Annotated in this window: 11 protein-coding genes and 1 pseudogene; 7 read left to right on the top strand and 5 right to left on the bottom strand. The window is 49.2% G+C overall.

Annotated elements, in window-relative coordinates; translation table 11 throughout:
- A pseudogene (locus tag R7Z49_RS02610) lies at nt 1–1,245 on the top strand (extracellular solute-binding protein).
- Nucleotides 1,246–1,318: 73 nt separating this feature from the next.
- Here R7Z49_RS02610 and R7Z49_RS02605 read toward each other — a convergent pair.
- Genes R7Z49_RS02605 through R7Z49_RS02585 form a run of 5 tightly spaced genes read right to left on the bottom strand, consistent with a single transcriptional unit; the run spans nt 1,319 to nt 8,567 of the window.
- On the bottom strand, nt 1,319–2,521 hold the full coding sequence (locus tag R7Z49_RS02605) for a type III PLP-dependent enzyme (RefSeq protein WP_132936226.1): 1,203 nt from the start codon (nt 2,519–2,521) through the stop codon (nt 1,319–1,321).
- Nucleotides 2,514–4,343 carry an IucA/IucC family protein gene (locus R7Z49_RS02600; protein WP_054578600.1) on the bottom strand — a complete coding sequence of 610 codons (1,830 nt, stop codon included), beginning with the start codon at nt 4,341–4,343 and terminating at the stop codon, nt 2,514–2,516. Before R7Z49_RS02600 ends, R7Z49_RS02605 begins: the two co-directional genes overlap by 8 nt.
- Nucleotides 4,315–5,520, bottom strand: a complete 1,206-nt coding sequence (locus R7Z49_RS02595) for an MFS transporter (protein ID WP_005374702.1) — start codon at nt 5,518–5,520, stop codon at nt 4,315–4,317. Before R7Z49_RS02595 ends, R7Z49_RS02600 begins: the two co-directional genes overlap by 29 nt.
- A 6-nt stretch (nt 5,521–5,526) precedes the next feature.
- On the bottom strand, nt 5,527–7,359 hold the full coding sequence (locus tag R7Z49_RS02590; RefSeq protein WP_318111299.1) for an IucA/IucC family protein: 1,833 nt from the start codon (nt 7,357–7,359) through the stop codon (nt 5,527–5,529).
- Nucleotides 7,356–8,567, bottom strand: coding sequence for an acetyl-CoA carboxylase biotin carboxylase subunit family protein (locus R7Z49_RS02585; RefSeq protein ID WP_005383468.1), 1,212 nt, complete (start codon nt 8,565–8,567; stop codon nt 7,356–7,358). The genes R7Z49_RS02590 and R7Z49_RS02585 overlap by 4 nt, the downstream gene beginning before the upstream one ends.
- Nucleotides 8,568–8,817: 250 nt before the next feature.
- Between R7Z49_RS02585 and R7Z49_RS02580 the strand changes: the two genes are divergently transcribed.
- The 6 genes from R7Z49_RS02580 (at nt 8,818) to fecE (ending at nt 16,907) form a co-directional block, all read left to right on the top strand.
- Nucleotides 8,818–10,854, top strand: coding sequence for a TonB-dependent receptor (locus tag R7Z49_RS02580; RefSeq protein ID WP_132936227.1), 2,037 nt, complete (start codon nt 8,818–8,820; stop codon nt 10,852–10,854).
- Nucleotides 10,855–10,974: 120 nt separating this feature from the next.
- Entirely contained in the window at nt 10,975–13,113 is a 2,139-nt protein-coding gene (gene pvuA / locus R7Z49_RS02575; protein ID WP_132936228.1) for a TonB-dependent siderophore vibrioferrin receptor PvuA, read from the top strand.
- Between the two features lie 101 nt (nt 13,114–13,214).
- Nucleotides 13,215–14,138: a Fe(3+) dicitrate ABC transporter substrate-binding protein FecB gene (locus R7Z49_RS02570; RefSeq protein WP_054578604.1), complete on the top strand. Its 924-nt coding sequence runs from the start codon at nt 13,215–13,217 to the stop codon at nt 14,136–14,138.
- Between the two features lie 74 nt (nt 14,139–14,212).
- Entirely contained in the window at nt 14,213–15,172 is a 960-nt protein-coding gene (locus R7Z49_RS02565; RefSeq protein WP_411913020.1) for a FecCD family ABC transporter permease, read from the top strand.
- On the top strand, nt 15,169–16,140 hold the full coding sequence (locus R7Z49_RS02560; protein WP_047102431.1) for a FecCD family ABC transporter permease: 972 nt from the start codon (nt 15,169–15,171) through the stop codon (nt 16,138–16,140). Before R7Z49_RS02565 ends, R7Z49_RS02560 begins: the two co-directional genes overlap by 4 nt.
- A 2-nt stretch (nt 16,141–16,142) precedes the next feature.
- Nucleotides 16,143–16,907 (top strand): Fe(3+) dicitrate ABC transporter ATP-binding protein FecE, encoded by a 765-nt coding sequence (gene fecE / locus R7Z49_RS02555; RefSeq protein WP_054575393.1) that lies wholly within the window; start codon nt 16,143–16,145, stop codon nt 16,905–16,907.
- Nucleotides 16,908–16,948 lie beyond the last annotated feature (41 nt).

Here is a 16,948-nt window from a genome sequence, read left to right as displayed (position 1 = left end):
ATGAACAAACTGGCATTCTTGTTCCCACTGTTGCTCGCCCCTTGCGTCGCTCACGCTGAGTCGCCACAAGGGGTAGAGTTTTTACATTGGTGGACTTCTGACGGCGAGCAGCAAGCGCTGCAAACACTTAAAGCTCAGCTAAAACGGCACGATATTGAGCTGCTGCAAAGCCCGGTGTTAGGCGGTGGTGGTGACAGCGCGATGACGGTACTGCAAGCTCGCGCGCTGGCGGGCAATCCACCGAGCTTCGCGCAAATCGAAGGGCCAAGTATTAAGGCGTGGGATGCCATCGGTATTTTGCACAACGTCAACGCGGTTGCCGATGAGCAGCGCTGGGACGAGGTGCTCTACCCACTGTCTATCGAAATCAACAAAACACAAAACGGCTACATCGCCCTGCCACTCACGCTGCACCGCTTAAACTGGCTATGGGTCAACCACAAGCTGCTTAAACAACTGAATCTGTCCGCGCCGAAAAACTGGCAAGAGATGTTCGCCGCCATGGAGCTTGCTAAGCAAAATGGCATCGTGCCGATCGCGGTCGGTGAGCAGCCGTGGCAAGTCGCCCAACTTTTCGAGAACTTAGTGATCTCCACTGGCGGCGTTGAGTTCTACACCAATGCAATGGTTAAACTAGAGCGAGACAGCATCGACAGCGATACCCTGCGCCAAGCGCTGACGCAATTTCGTCGCCTAAGTTTGTTGATCGACAACCAATTACCCGACAGTAAATGGGATACGGCAACCCAAGCGCTAGCCGACGGTCAAGCGCTGTTTCAAATCGGTGGAGATTGGATTTTAGGTGAGCTGCTCGCCAATCAAGTCTCGGTTCCGCAAGAGGTCGGCTGTTACCCAACGCCGGACAGCGATGGTGTATTCCTCTACAACATGGACAGCTTGGTGTTTATGTCGAGCAAGTCGTTTTCTGCCGAGGCTGCTCAGCAAACCGCAAGCGCGCTGGCAGATGTCGAGTTTCAAGCTAAGTTCAATAAGGTAAAAGGCTCGATTCCGGTACGCACCGATATCGACATCAGCGATTTTAATCCGTGTCAGGTCCAGTCATATCAAGACTTTCACTACGGCGTTAAACACAACCTCGCTGTGCCGAGTATGATTGATTCGATGGCGGTCAATCCGGTTGCTCAGTAAGCGATAAACTCGGAAATCTTCCGTTTTTACCGCAATCCCAAGATGGAACCCGACGAGCTGATTAAACGCGTTATTGCTATTTCGCAAAGCGGTTAATGGCAATTAATTTGTGCCGAGTGGAATAAAAAAGCCCCAATGATTGGGGCTTGAATGAAGCGAAGTATGCCGTTTAAAAATAGTAGAAGATCGGCGGTTCATGCATCAAGAAATTTTGATGGGAGATGTTCCACGCATAGGCGCCCGCTAAGGTAAACACAACATAATCACCAATATCGACGTGGGCGACGTGTTGATTGCGTGCCAGCACATCTTTGGGCGTACAAAGTTGGCCGACAAAGGTCGCTTGTGCATGCTGAATTGGATGAGAAACCTCATGGTGTTGCTCGCTTTTCAGGATGACGAATGGATGATCATGGCTCTGTGCCGCTGGCGTGCGGAAGTGGTGAGTTCCCCCGCGTGCGATGACAAAGTTTTCGCCAAGATTTTGCTTAATATCCAGTACTTCCATCACGTAATAACCGCATGCCGCCGTGATGAAACGTCCGCATTCAAAACGCAGTGTCCAGTCTTGCACTTGCTCTTTGGCGATGAGGAATTCCAACTTGTCGCAAAACTCCATCCACGGAAAGTGTTGCTCAGGGTTTTGGTAGTTAATCCCCATGCCGCCGCCCAAGTTGATCATCAGCTCACCGAGTTCAAACTCTTGTTGCCACGCTTTCACGACTTGGAAATAGCGCTGCATTAACGCTAAGTGACGTTCAACATCGAGCTGATGCGACATCAAGTGAAAATGGAAGCCTTTGAGTGACACTTGCGGGAAATCGCGCAGCAACATCAAAGCATTGCTCAGTTCGGACTCGTCCAAGCCAAACGGAGTCGGCTTGCCGCCCATTGCCAACTTGCTGAGCGTGATGTCGCCAATATCGATGTTCATACGCAAAAAGATCGAAGCAGGGCGGTTGAGGCGCTCGGTTAGCGCACCAATGCGTTGCAGCTCAGTGAGGCTTTCGACGTGAATCGCATCGACATCAAGTTCAATCGCTTGTTGCAATTCACTTGGCATTTTTCCTGGGCCACCGAAGATCAACGGCTTATCGAGTTGTTGCTGGTGGAGGTGTGCCAACTCCCCACCAGATGCCGCTTCAAAACCATCGACATACGGTGCGAGCGTTTTAAGAATCGGGCCTGATGGATTGGCTTTGGCTGCGTAAAATAGCTCGACATTTTTCGGCAAAACGTGGCGCATTTGTTTGATGTGTTCTTCTAAGGCGCTTAGGTCATACACGTACGCGCACAAGGGTTGACTTTGCTGCCGTGCGAGCGTGTGAACTTGTTGGCAAACGTGTGTCGGTAGAGAGAGTGAATTAGACATGTTGCGATCCTTTTTCGTGTTGCTGCCAAGGCGCGGCGACTTGGGTATAGCCCGACTCCTTATCGGCTTTTTGCATCAAACGCGTGGTGAAATTATTTTTGCTTGGGAAGTGACCGCCATTTAGCAACGTTTCTAGTTCCGGTTGTTTTCCATTCACTGATTGCCAATGCACAATGGCACTTTGCACCGCATTCCACAGCGTTTGCTCTAGTGGCTCATCACCTTCTGCGATGAAGAAAATCGCTTCGCTGATGTTGTTGATAAAGGTGCAGTATCCGATGCGATTCCAGCCTTGTTCGCGACTGTAGTAAACCGATTGTCGTGCGCGTTCAGACAAGTCAGTTAATGTTTCTGCTGGCCAGAACTCCGGCAGTAATTTAGTGCCTTCCAAATCACGAATCCAAACACAACACGGCATCTCTTGCTCAAAGCCAATCAGGGTGTTTTGCAAATGCGGCTCAAACGCCACCCCGTGTTTGAAGTAGTAATTAAATACGCCCGGGATCAGGCAATGCAAATAGCGTTCAAACCAAAGTGTCGCGATGTCGGAATAGCGATTTTGCGTAGTACGCGCTTTGTTTTTAAGGCGTTGAGCAATGCGACTGTTGCCGTTATTATCGTAAGCAAACAGAGCGCCAGCGAGGGTTGGTTTCAAGATGTCGACTTCGCTCAGCGAGAAATTTTCGCGATACAAAATCCCAAACGATTCGCGTGCTTTGGTGTTGTCGTCCCAGTTGTGCTCAGCGACACTTTCTAGATTCAACGTGGTGGCGTAAGGCTCTGTCATCACTTTAAATACGGGGTTGTGCAGCTGTTCGTTTTCTCTAATTGGTTTGAGAATCGACGTGAGTTGCACGGCGCTGTCGAGTTCGTACCACGCGTTTTTGCGCACGCAATTGGTTAATCGTACGTTGATGGAGAATTTCGCAAACCAGTCCATGTCAGGGTGGTAGAGGGTACGAACTGAAGAGGTCGGCTGCATCTTTTCACCACCTAAACCCAGTGGCGTGATCTTGCCTTGTTCAATGGCGCGCTTCACGCTTGGGTTACTCAAAATGGTGTAGCTTTCCCAAGGATGACAAGGGTAGAGGGTCTTCCCATTGCTGGTGGCGTGTTGTGGCGCGAGCCGTTGTAGCATGCGCTGCGCAGGGTTAGCTTCTCCGTCGGAACTCAGCACATCAAGTAAGGACGTATCCACTTCAAACCAGTACAACGGGACTTGCGCGCCGACTTCTGGAGAAAACGCCAAGAGATCATCCATGGTGACGCCCGAACGACTTTTCGGGGTCGGATGGAAAGTATGCCCCCAAATCAGAGATTGTTCCGAAGCGATAAATTCGTTGTGATGCGATTTGGGCGCGACGTTGAGAAACTGCTCGGTAACCAGCACGCTATTTTCTAGTTGTTCGATCAGCTCATGGTTAAACGGGATCGCCAATACCTGCTTGAGATAGTTAAGCAAAAGCGTAAGAGTTTGCGTGGCATCCAATTTCGCCCAACCAGATCCCGGCATTTTCGCCCAAGGCAGTTCTGCCAATTTGATTTTGCCCAGTTTGCTCGCGTAGTGAATCGGCAAAACCAGCACGCCATTTTGTTGAGAAAGATGAACGGCTATCCGCTGTTTAGCGGGATAGTTGCGTTTTAACGTTTGGGGTAGCGATGTCGATTGGTAGTGCCATTCCACTTGTTGATTCGGTAGCGCAAATTCACGTAAGTAACAATTAAGAACACCCATTATCGTGTTGAGTTGGGCTTTCTCACGGTTGAGCTGCACCTCATGTGCGCGCAACTCGCTAGTCTGAGAGGATTGAGTTTGTAACATGTTGATTTCCAAATTTTGAGTGGAGAACCAGCGCGATCAAGGTGATTACGCTGACTATCGCAGAAAGTAGGAAAGGAACCTCAAGTAGCCCCAAGCTAGAAATGAAAGAAGCGCAAAATCCCGCTGCCACGCCACCCCATTTGGACATGGCATCAAAGCGAGAAAATACTTTGCCACTGAGTTTGCGATCCAGATTGCTCGCAAGATGCTGATGCAATCCGTGATAACAACACACCATCGCGATGCCGAAGATAATTCTCGCAGCAATGAGTGCGGTTTCGGACGCAATCAAATGCAAGGCAGAGCTCACGGCAAGCAATGCAAACCCAAGCCACAACGTGCGCAGCGGTTGATGGCGATTCAACCCATCTGACAACACGTGAATTTTTCCTGCCAGCAACAGATAGACGCCATGCGGCAGTGCGTACAAAAAACCGATCCATGCGTGGTTAGTGATGCCATATTGCTGCACAAACGGCGAGAAGTAAGGAAAGGTCACCACCATAGAAAACGCAAACCCGAATTGAGCAAAGAAGATCCAACGAATGGCATGCATTGCGTTTTTCTGTGCAACCGGTTTTTCTTGCTGAGGTTCTGAGTTTGGCTTTTCGAGGTTTTGGTCGGCGGGTTTATCCGCTGGCAGTGTTAGCGTGATGCCCATAGCAATTAAAGGCAAAACGCATAACCACAGGTACGCGTTGAGCGGGTTGGTCTCTGACAAGCTCCAGCCGAGCCCAATGGGCGCAACGATCAGCGCCAAGCGAGCAGATAGTTGGGTTTTATTGAGTGACTTGCCGAGTGTTTTGGCTTCTTTAATTTGACTAGATAAGTAGCTGTTCGAGGCGGCCATGGTGCCGCCAAAGGTTCCTTGAACAATAAGACCAAACACAAACATGGCGAGGTTGTCTGCCAAGCCGCACAGCGCAAACCCTGCTGCAAGGCCAAGTTGCGCACGCAAGAGTGAGAGGCGGCGACCGTAGCGATCGGCAAAGTTGCCCCAAAATCGCGCCGCCAACGCAGTACAAAACGTAGGTAGGATAAACAATACCCCTGCCCAGTCCGCATCAATGCTTGCGCCTAACGTTGGCAACACGACGGGTAGAAATAGCGGCATACCTAACGCGGCAAACGCAGCGATAAAGTGGCACAACAACACACTGTAGATGAGTTTGGTCATAATCGTTTAACGTACGCTTTTTTTGATGGCTTCTAAGTAGGCGCGTTGCGCTTCTTCGTTAGAAAGCAGCAAGAAGTTCGGAGCCGACAAACCATAGAACTTATTGATGTCACTCGCGCCGGAGGCTTCTTTCGAGAGCAAACTGCCAGAGCTCAACAAGTACTTGGCGTACAAATCAGGCGCCTCTTGCAGTAACTCGCGTGCCAGTTTTGTCTCTAACCCTTCGCCTTCCAATCGGTTGAGTTGCTCTGCAATGCTTTTGGCCACGATGGCGTAAAGCGATGCTGAAGAGGCAATGCCCTTCGCTGCCATAGATTCTACAATCACTGCGATATCCAGTTGCAGTGTGATGGTGGTAAACATCTGACCGAGCGCCAATTCATTGTCGACTTTGATGCGTTGGTCGAGCAGTTCATCGCAATCCACTGGAAGTAGTTTTGCGCCGTGTTTTTGGGCTGCATGCTCTGTTGCAAAGTGGAAGCGCTCTGGCCAAATTCGCGCCGCGTCGTTGTCTTTCATCGCGAGCGTCATTTTGCCCTGTTGATCAAATGCAATGATGGCGTTTTGCTGGTTGGACTCCAATGCGATGCCATAACGAAGCCACAAGGTGAGGTGCACTTGGAATAATAGATCGACGTAATCTTGGAACCACGCCAGCGTATCTTGTTGATAGTAATGTTCTGCCAAATGTTCTAAGAACAAGCGGTCGTCAGGCATTGGGCTTGCTAGTGCTGCAACCGGAACTAACGCTTTGTCTTCGCAATGAGTAAGTGGGTACTCACGTACGATGTACGCGAAGGTTTTATCCTCGCCGATGTGTCCACCGTGTTTTTCGTTGCAATGGAACAAGCGACTGTTTAAATCGGCGTCCGTTTGTTCAAGGTGGCTGAGTAGGCGTTCAAACCAGTGGCCGTCATACAGTGTTGAAGGCTTGATTAAGCGAATATTTTTCGTGCCTAGCGATCGCATGATCAGCGGAACCTTGATGTGAATGTGCGGTGCCTCGTTGACGACCACAGTACGAACGGAAAGCGTCGGCGTCACGTCTAGATACGTTAAAGGCGCTTCTATCACACCTTCGGGTAAGGCTTCTAAAGATCGCAGGGTGAGCGGATGTGCAGGGAACAGAACGTGGCTCAGTGCAAAATCAGCAGGAAGCCCCACTTGCTCCATGGTTGGCCAGCAATCAGGTTGTCCGCTGGTTAATGTTACCAGTGATTTTTCAATCGCAATCCAATGCAGAGCAAAGCTTTGTGCGAACTCGGGCGCGTACTTAGCAAGGTCTTCATCGCTCAGGCCAAACTTCGCCCGCGCAGTTGGATAGTACGGATGGTCAAGGTAAGAAGCGATCTGGTCGGCTAGCAGCAGTTTTTGATGCCAAGAACCAAGCTCGGATATTGGTTGAGAAATGTGGTCTGCATGATGATGAAACGCTTGGTCACACAGCGCTTTGTGTTTCTCTGCACATTCCAGTTCTTGAAGGTATCCCGCCAGCAACTCGTGAGAGCTCTCGTGCGCCAGTGTCGTTAGTAGCGCAATCCACTCTTTGTAATGCTGTTGATGCTCGACTTGGCCATTTTTCTCCACCCACCAACCTGGTGGTGTTTCGTCATTGGCGTGACCGTAGCGCCAGTGCTGCATGTAATACGTTGGCGCAACAGGTAAATACAACGTGAAATCAGAGTTGGCAAATATCAGCCAGACTTGCTCGTCTTGAGGAACAATTACCCCTTTTGGCGCGTCTCTACTGAACTTGGCCTTCGACAAAATGCCAAACATGTCTTCGCGCAAGCAAGTGTCGATCAATCGTTGCGTTAGATACAAAGCGTTGTCATTCATGCTGCCACCTCACGAGTCGGAGCTAGATCGAAATTGCTAAGCGCGTTCTGCAGCGCTTGGTCGAGGTTTCGCCCTGATGGTGAGACAATCGAAATTCGGGCGAGATAATCCTTATTGGAATAACTCTGTTGGAAGTGTTCTCCAGCGGTTTTTAGTACCTGTTGCTGGGTGATGATATCGTCATCGTGTTGGATGAACGACGTCGAACCTCCGTCAATCACACCACTGTGTTCCGCAACTACGTAGTGCACGTGCGCTGACCCATGAATTTGGTAATCGCCGTCCAATCTTCGACCCAGATGCAGACCCAAAATCGTGCTAAACCAACCGAAGGGAGCGAGATTGTTGAGCAAGAATTCGCGGCCATCTCCAATACTGCGGTAGTTAATTTCCACCAGAACCGGGCCATTTTCCGTAATAATAAATTCGCTGTGGCAAACTCCAAAACCAACGCCGAACGCTTTCAGTTGAGCCAAGCAAGCTTCTCGGTGAGCAATGCCGTTTGGTCCGTTCCAGTCTGCGGCGGTTTCGATAAAGTAAGGCGGCTCAGAGAGCGACACATCAAAACCGCCCACGGCGATAAGTTGGTTACCGTCTCCTAAAGTTTCGAGCGTAACCAACGGTCCTTGAAGAAACTGCTCCACCAGAATGGCGGCGTTTGGGTGCTTTTGCCAAAACGCCTCGCAGTAAGCATCGAGCTCGCTTTGGGAGTCACAGCGCTGTACATCTAAACTTGCCACGCCTTCTTTGGGTTTTGCTACGACAGGGAAGGCCATGCCTAATGCCACATTCGAATGGCGATGCAGCAAACAGCTTTGTGTGTTGGGTAAGGATTTTTCATTTAACACTTGTCGAGTTAAGTGTTTGTTTTTGGCCTTTAACGTGACAGACCAATCTTTGGATGGGAGGCCAAAAAATTGCGCGCAGATGGCGGTGGAAGTTTGTAAGTGATCACTATTGCTGAAAATAGCGTCTGGCTTTAATTCATGCTCCGTGATGGTTTCGATGAGTTCTAATGGGTTGAAGACATCACATTCTAGAATGGTATCCGGATTAAAGTGACTATCATGACTCGCCAACTCTAAATGGCTGAGCTTATGGTCGGTGATAAGAACGACGTGAAGGTCCATCGCTTTAGCTGCAGGCACAAAGCCGTGAGTGACTGCATCGTTAACGACATGACTTACGATAATCATCGTAGATTTCATGAGCTTTCCTAATTTTCTAACATTTTCTTCTAACGTTGATAAAGTCGCTCACGGTCGTCTTCCAATGTGCCTCTCTCGAGACGGAGGGCAGAAGTTTTAGTATTTATTGTTATGATATTTGGTTTTTTTTGTTGTTAGTTGTGTTTTTAGGGTAAATAAATATAGAGCATAAAATTAATATTGCAAATAGAAATAATATTTGTTCTTATTTCCATCCGTTGGCTTTATAACAACTAAACGGAATTATGGAATGAATAAATTATTGACCCTGACCCCCTTGGCGGTCGCGATTGGTTCTTCATTAGTAGCACCAAGCGCAGTGGCTTCAGAAGAGACGAACTCAACCCCATCAGCAACTGAAACGATTCAAGTCTTCGGTCATCAGTACGAAGGTTATGCTGAACACATGCCTCAATCAGGCACCAAAACCGATGTGGAATGGCTTGATGTGCCACAAGCGGTATCCGTAGTAACGAAAACAGAAATGCAAGACCGAGGCGCGGTGCGTTTAGTGGATGCGCTAGATGGGGTAGCCGGGGTCAATAACACCTTGGGTGAAGGCAGCCGCGATCAGTTCATGATCCGTGGTTTTGATTCACTCAACGATATGTACCGTGATGGCTTGCGAGATGACGGTACGTTGCAGTCTTACCGCAGCTTAGCGAACGTTGAACGCGTTGAAATTGTGAAAGGCCCTGCGGGTGCTTTGTATGGCCGTGGTTCGGCTGGGGGCATCATCAACTTGGTGACGAAACGCGCTAACGGTGAGAATTTTACTCACGTAAACGGTAGTGTAGGCAGCAACAACCAATATGTTGGTCAGGTCGACAGCTCAATGGCGTTTACAGATAAGGTCAACGGGCGTATTAACTTGGAATACCGTCAAGCCGACTCGTACGTTGATCATGTTGATTCAAACGATTTCTTCATTGCACCGACCATTCGTGTGTTACCAGCGGATGGTCACACCATTGATGTTGACGTGGAATACGCCCATCAAGAATTAGTGCCATATCGTGGTGTGCCATCAAAAAATGGCAAGCCAGTTGATTTGCCAGTAAGCACTTACTTTGGCGGCACAAACGACTATCAGGAGTCAGACAGTCTCCGTATTGCGGTGGATTACGAATGGCGTCTGAATGATCAATGGGTATGGAACAACCGAGCGGCGTTCAACCATATCGAACTTGAGCAAAAAGGCACGCGTCAGGGCAAAGTGGCGGGTAATGAAGTGTCTCAAACCGTCAACAACTTTGGTTACGATCCACGTACTACGACCACTTTACAATCTGAGTTGGTTTGGGAAACCAGGGACAATCAATTGATGGTGGGTGCAGATTTCAACCAGATCGATATCGACCTAACGTTGGCAAGTGACAAAACGCTTCCTCCGCAAAATATCTACGACCCAGTCGTTGGTCCAACGCCTGATCCGGGCTTTAAGCCATTTCGTGACAATACCACCACCACGACAGGTTTGTATGTGCAAGACGTCTATACGTGGGGTGACCTTTCTTTGATCGGTAACGTGCGTTACGACTCGATGGAACTCGAACAACAAAAAGCGGGCTCAGATAAGGAAAAATTGGATGATGACAAAGTCAGCTACCGTGCTGGTTTGGTATACCGCATCAATTCCGACACATCCGTATACGCCAGTTTAGCGCGCTCTTGGCAGTTACCGTACGCTGGTATCTACATCAATCCAAAATTGGCGGAATTCTTCCACACCGACTTAAAAGAGGTGGGTGCGAAAGCGTACCTGCTGGATAACGCATTAATGTTGAATGCGGCACTGTTCCAGATTGATCAAGAGCAACCACAAACTAACGTGGACGGCGATGTGATCGATAAAATTGAAGTGCGTCACCAAGGTATTGAATTAGAGGCTCGCGGTCAAATCACCAAACAGTGGGACATCTCTGTTGGTTACAGCTACTTAGATGCGGAAGACAAAGCCACAGGCAAAAAGCCTAACGATGTATCAGACCACTTGTTCTCTCTTTGGAGCACTTACCAATTGGATGACAACTGGCGTTTAGGCGGTGGTGTGAAGTACGTGGGCGACCGTTACGCAGGTAACGACGAAGCCGTCGCACTTGGCGATTACACAACGGTGGATTTGATGGCGGCGTACACCACTGGTCGTCACAAAATCCAAGCGAACGCTTACAACATTTTGGATGAGAAATACATTCTTGGCGCAACAAACGGCACGTCTGGCTTAAACCAGATTGGCTACGGCGCACCAGCCGAGTTCATGCTCAGCTACGGATATCAGTTCTAGGCTTTTTGTGCGTAGTTAGCGCCTGTTAGCCGATTTTTTCCTCATATTGAGGATGTTTAGCCCCGAGAGCCTACGGGATGTATTCTGCCCGAGGCTCAATTTCTCGCAAAGGAGATCTTAATGTCTTACCAGAATTTGGATGGTAAAGTGCGTGTACGTGCTGGTTTGTCTACCACTTACAGTGTGCTTGCGATTGCAATCGCTTCTGCCACATCCATGAGCGCGGTTGCCGCTCCTGCTAAAAAAGGACAAACTACCGCGATGGAAACTGTCGTTGTCACTGGTAGTGTGATTGGTAACTCTGAAATTGAAGACGTCAAAGAGTACCCAGGTGCTCGTACCGTCATTACCCGCGATCAAATCGAGAAAACCGCCGCAGGCTCGATTGATAACGCGCTACAGCGCGTGCCGGGTATTAAAGTTCAGGATGAAAGCGGAACGGGCGTATTGCCTAACATTTCCGTACGTGGTTTGAAAGCAAGCCGTAGTGGTCATGCTCAGTTTTTGATGGATGGTGTACCGCTAACACTTGCGCCATATGGTCACACTGGTCAGTCTATCTTCCCAGCAACACTGTCGATGCTTGATCGTATTGACATTGTACGCGGTGGTGCCGCAGTACAGTACGGCCCAAACAACGTCGGTGGTGTGATCAACTTAGTGACCAAACCGATTCCACACACGTGGCAAACTGAAATCAGTAACCGCCTTACCGTGTTTGATGGCGGTGATGCGCCGCTGAATGATTTTTACCTGCGCACGGGCGGCTGGTTAAGCGACACGTTTGCACTGCAGTTGGAAGGTAACTTCCTAAAAGGTGAAAGCTTCCGTGAACATTCCGATACGGACGTGAAGAACTTTCAAGCTAAAGCACAGTGGCTATTGAGTGACACTCAAGAGATTCAAGCATTCCTGCAACGTTACGATGCTGAAACGCAAATGCCGGGCGCACTTTCGCCACAAGACTACGAACAAGATCGTCACCAATCGAAACGTCCTTACGATGATTATGAAGGTAAGTCGACGCGCTGGAGTGTTAAGTACATCCACGATTTGCCATTTGCCGACAGTGCCGAGCTAGAAGTGCTAACGTTTGGCCATAAGTCAGAGCGTCTTTTCAAGTGGGGCTTTAACAGCGCGGGTGGCCATTGGGCGGATCCGGCTCTGCCAGCGACGGACGTTCGTACCTCACCACGTGAATTTACCGTGTATGGTATAGAGCCAAAAATGGCGATGTACTTTGGCGAAGGTAAATCCGTTACTCAAAACTGGATCGTGGGTACCCGTTATGTTAACGAAGACATCGACTACAAACTCACTCAGACTCCAATCGCCGGTGGTGCAACCAGCGTTCCGCGTGATTGGCATTTAGATACGGACGCGTTTGCTGGATACGTTAGCAACGAAATTGGTTTGTTCAATGATACATTGAAGGTAACGCCTGGGTTGCGTGTTGAGTCGGTTCGAATGACGTTTACCGATCGTGGTAAAAAACAAACGGCAGACAACACCGTGACGGAATGGTTGCCAGGTTTGACGGTGGCATACAACTTAACTGACCAGTGGGTGACGTATGCGAACGCGCAAAAATCACTTCGTGCGCCACAAATTGCCTACATCCGAGGTTTGGGTGAAGAAGGTAGCGAACTGGCTTGGAACTACGAAGTCGGCGCGCGTTACACCCAAGATGCGACCAGCTTTAACGCTGCACTTTATCGCATCGACTTTGAGGATCAATTGCAATGGCAAAGTTCAACGCAGACCTTCGATAACATCGGAAAAACACTTCACCAAGGCATAGAGCTTTCTGCTCGTTACGTGCCTGAAGCACTACCTGCACTGAGTTTAGGCGCAAGCTACAACTATCTAGACGCTACGCTTGAAGAAGAAGGCGCGAATAAAGGTAATCAACTGCCTTACACCTCTAAGCATCAGCTTGGTTGGGATGCAACCTACGCATTTTACGGCATGGACACCACGCTATCGGGCTTCTACTTCAGTGACTCGTATACCGATAACGCCAACACCAGTGCCGAAGATGCAACAGGCGCAACGGGTAAAGTACCATCTTACATGGTGTGGAATTTCAATTTGGGGACGGATTTATACAAAGACGACAAAGGCAAGTTACGCATGAATGTTGCGGTGAACAACTTGTTTGACGAGGAGTATTACTTCCGCGGGATTGATACAAGCCCAGTTGGTCGGTACCCAGCTCCGGGACGCTCTTACACACTGGATCTGAACTATCAGTTTTAAGCGTTTCGTTCACCGAGTTTGAAAAGAAAAGTCGCCAATTTACCTTGGCGACTTTGCCGATCTTAGGTACTGGAAAACACTTAGCACTGGAAAAAAGCAAGATGAAAAATAAAAAACAATTTACGATCAAACACTTTTCAACCGTTTTGCTGATGCTGTTGAGCTCAGTTTTTATGTCATTTTCCGCAAGTGCTCAGGTGCGTAGCGTGCAAGATGAGCAAGGCACTTTTGAGCTAGAAGCGATACCTCAACGTATTGTGGTTTTAGAATTTTCGTTTGTCGATGCATTAGCGGCAGTCGATGTCTCACCGGTAGGCGTTGCCGATGACAACGATGCCACACGAGTTATCCCTGCTGTTCGAGCCAAGATTGAACCTTGGCAATCGGTCGGCATGCGCTCACAACCGAGTTTAGAGGCGATTGCGGTGCTCAAGCCGGATTTGATCATTGCTGATGCAGAACGTCATCGTGCGATTTATCAAGATTTGCAGCGAATTGCGCCAACCTTGCTGCTAAAAAGCCGTGGTGAGACATATCAAGAAAATCTCGAATCCGCACACAAAATCGGCGTGGCAATTGGCAAACAAGCGAAAATGACACAACGAATTGAGCAGCACAAACAGACAATGGCGGAGTTCAAACAGCATTTTGCGACACAAGAAACCATTCAGTTTGGTGTGGTTTCTGACAAAGGGATGTGGCTGCATAGCCCGGTTTCTTACGCTGGGGGCGTTTTGAGTACGCTGGGCATCCAAAGCCCGCTGGCTCCATCTGAGCAAAAAGCGTATATCCCAACCAGTTTCGAACTTTTACTAAAAACCAACCCTGATTGGTTGTTAGTTGGACTTTACTCTCAACCAAATATTGTGGATGAGTGGCGCAAAACCCCATTATTTAAGCTGCTAACCGCTGCGAAAAAACAGCAACTTGTTGAGGTCTCTCCTGAGCTGTGGTCGTTAAATCGCGGCATGTTGGCTGCGGAAGAAATTGCCCGTAATCTTGAAGCGTTATTGGAGCGCTCATGAGTGCGTCGATAATCTCAGAAAGCCCGACTTCGGTTAGAAAACCGCATTGGAAAGCGAGCTTGTTTGTCTGTGCTATGGCGTTGTGTACGCTGTCAGGCTATACCGCCTCAATGATTGGCTGGTCTAACTTTTCTTTGAGCGTTAATGACCTGACAAGCTATTGGTTTGCGTTTGATGAGGGCAATATGCTGCATCAAATCCTCGCGACGTTGCGTGCGCCTCGTGCCTATGCTGGGTTATTAATTGGCGCTTCGCTTGCGGTATCCGGAGTGCTGATGCAAGGATTAACTCGTAACCCTTTGGCGTCGCCATCCATTCTCGGCATTAATGCCGGTGCGGCGTGTTTTATGGCCTTGGCGTCCATCGGCGTACCATTCTTTAGTCAATTGAACCCAATCATCAACGCAGTACTCGGCGCGCTACTAAGTGGTGGTGCGGTCATGTTGTTGGGCGGTTTTTTCTCCGCGCGTTCTCACCCATTGCGTTTAGTGCTAGCGGGCATTGCCATCAGTGCACTGCTGATAGGGTTAACTCGTGCGTCGGTAATTTTGGCGGATGACATGGCTTACAGCGTGTTGCATTGGTTAACGGGTTCACTCTCTGCGGTAGATTCTGAGCAGTGGCAGCAACTGTGGCCTTTTGCGACTTTAGGTTTGGTGCTCGCCATGGGCTTAGCGCGAAACTTAAATTTACTCGCGTTGGGGGACGAAGTCGCTGTTGGGCTAGGTGGTAACATTCGTCTTACGCGATTAATCAGTGGTTTAGCGGTTGTGCTGTTGGCAGGTACTAGCGTAGCTATTGCAGGGCCAATTGGCTTTGTCGGGTTGTTAGTGCCGCACTTGGTACGCCCGATTGTTGGTCACAACTATCACATTCTCATTCCGGTTTCCGCCTTGTGTGGCGCGGCATTGGTGACGTGGTCAGATGCTTTATCACGAGCGATTGCTTTTCCGGCTGAAACGCCAGTGGGCGTGATTACCGCGCTGTTGGGCACACCTTGCTTTATCGCGATTGCAATGAGGAAATCATCATGATGAATCAAACCAAACTGTTTGCATTAGTTGGATTGTTGCTGATTGCGTCTTCTCTCACGCTGTTTGTTGGTGCGGCGAACATGTCGGCTCAACAGGTTTTTGCATTACTGTTTTCTTTCTCTGACTCGGACTTTGTGATTCACCAATATCGATTACCGAGAATGTTGCTCGCCATTGGCGTGGGCGCTGGGTTGGGGCTGTCAGGCGTTTTAGTTCAAGGTGTCATCCGTAATCCACTTGCCTCACCAGATTTAATGGGGATAAGCGCCGGAGCAGGACTGGCGGCTACCGCTTGTTTGGTGCTGTATCCGAATGCGCCAGTGGCAATGTTGCCGATGGTCGCCATGGCGGGAGGCTTGCTTGCTGCTGGCTTTATTGCTGTGCTGGCTTACTGGTCGAAACCAACACCAGCACGTTTGGCGCTGATTGGTGTTGCTGTCAGCGCATTTTTAGCTAGCGGTATCGATTTTCTTCTGATTGTGCACCCTATTGAAATCAACACGGCGATGGTATGGCTAACCGGCAGTTTGTGGGGACGAAACTGGCAACAAGTGCCGTTTATTTGGAGTGCTTTATTGCTGCTACTACCATTGGCGTTTTGGCTGGCTTGGCGGCTAGATGTTATGGGACTGGGAGAAGAAAGCGCCACTACACTTGGCACGAAACCAAGACAGATCCAAATTATTGCGTTGATTGCTGCCGTGCTATTGGCGAGTATCAGTGTGTCTGTGGCAGGCACGATCAGCTTTGTTGGCCTGCTTGCGCCGCATCTTGCGCGTTTGCTGTTTGGCCACAACCACAAGTTGTTGATTCCAGCCGCTGCAACCCTTGGCGCTTTGTTGGTGATTTGCGCCGATGGTTTAGCGAGAGGCTTACAGCCACCAATTGAGCTACCAGCGGGAGTGCTGACATCTGTTATTGGCGCACCATATTTCATTTTTCTTTTGTATCGTTATAGAGGTTGGTAAGCATGTTACGAACGCAGAACTTATCCGTCGCGTACGGCAAACAGACCATCATTCCAGATCTCTCTTTGTCGATTCCTCAAGGTAAAATTACCGCACTAGTTGGTCCAAATGGTTGCGGTAAATCGACACTATTAAAAACCTTGGTACGCATCAATAAACCCGCTTCTGGCCAAGTGTTGTATGACGACAAACCACTAAGCAGCTACGGTGATAAACGCTTGGCGCGTTCGTTGTCTTTGCTGCCGCAGATTCTTGTCAGTCCTGAAGGTATTACCGTCAGAAAACTGGTCGAATATGGCCGCTCGCCTTATCTCTCTCATTGGGGCCGGTTAAGTCAACAAGACAAGACCTTAGTCGAGCAAGCAATGCAAGATACTGGCGTGATTGAGTTTGCTGACAAGCCAGTTGAATCGCTGTCTGGCGGTCAAAGGCAAAGGGCGTGGATTGCGATGGTAATGGCGCAAGATACCGACGTAGTGATGCTTGATGAGCCAACCACTTACTTGGATCTCTCTCACCAAGTTGAGCTGATGAAACTCATGAGGCAGATGAACGACAAAGGCAAAACAGTGGTCGTAGTGCTGCACGATCTAAACCAAGCGTGCCGTTACTGCGATCATTTGGTGGTGTTGGAAAAAGGTCAGTTAGTCACGCAGGGAACACCGCAAGAGGTACTGACAGAAGGTATGTTGGCATCGGTGTTTGATTTACAAGCGAGAGTATTTAACGACCCAATCTCAGGCACGCCGATGTGTGTGGCCGTGTAGGTTTACGTCTTTCGAAAGCTATCTGCAATAAAAACGTCGAT

Origin of the sequence: Vibrio sp. 1562 (genome assembly GCF_033340155.1) — a bacterium.
Lineage (GTDB): Bacteria > Pseudomonadota > Gammaproteobacteria > Enterobacterales > Vibrionaceae > Vibrio > Vibrio alginolyticus.
The sequence above is the reverse complement of the archived record's forward strand: the minus strand, read 5'-3'. Positions and strand labels throughout refer to the sequence as shown.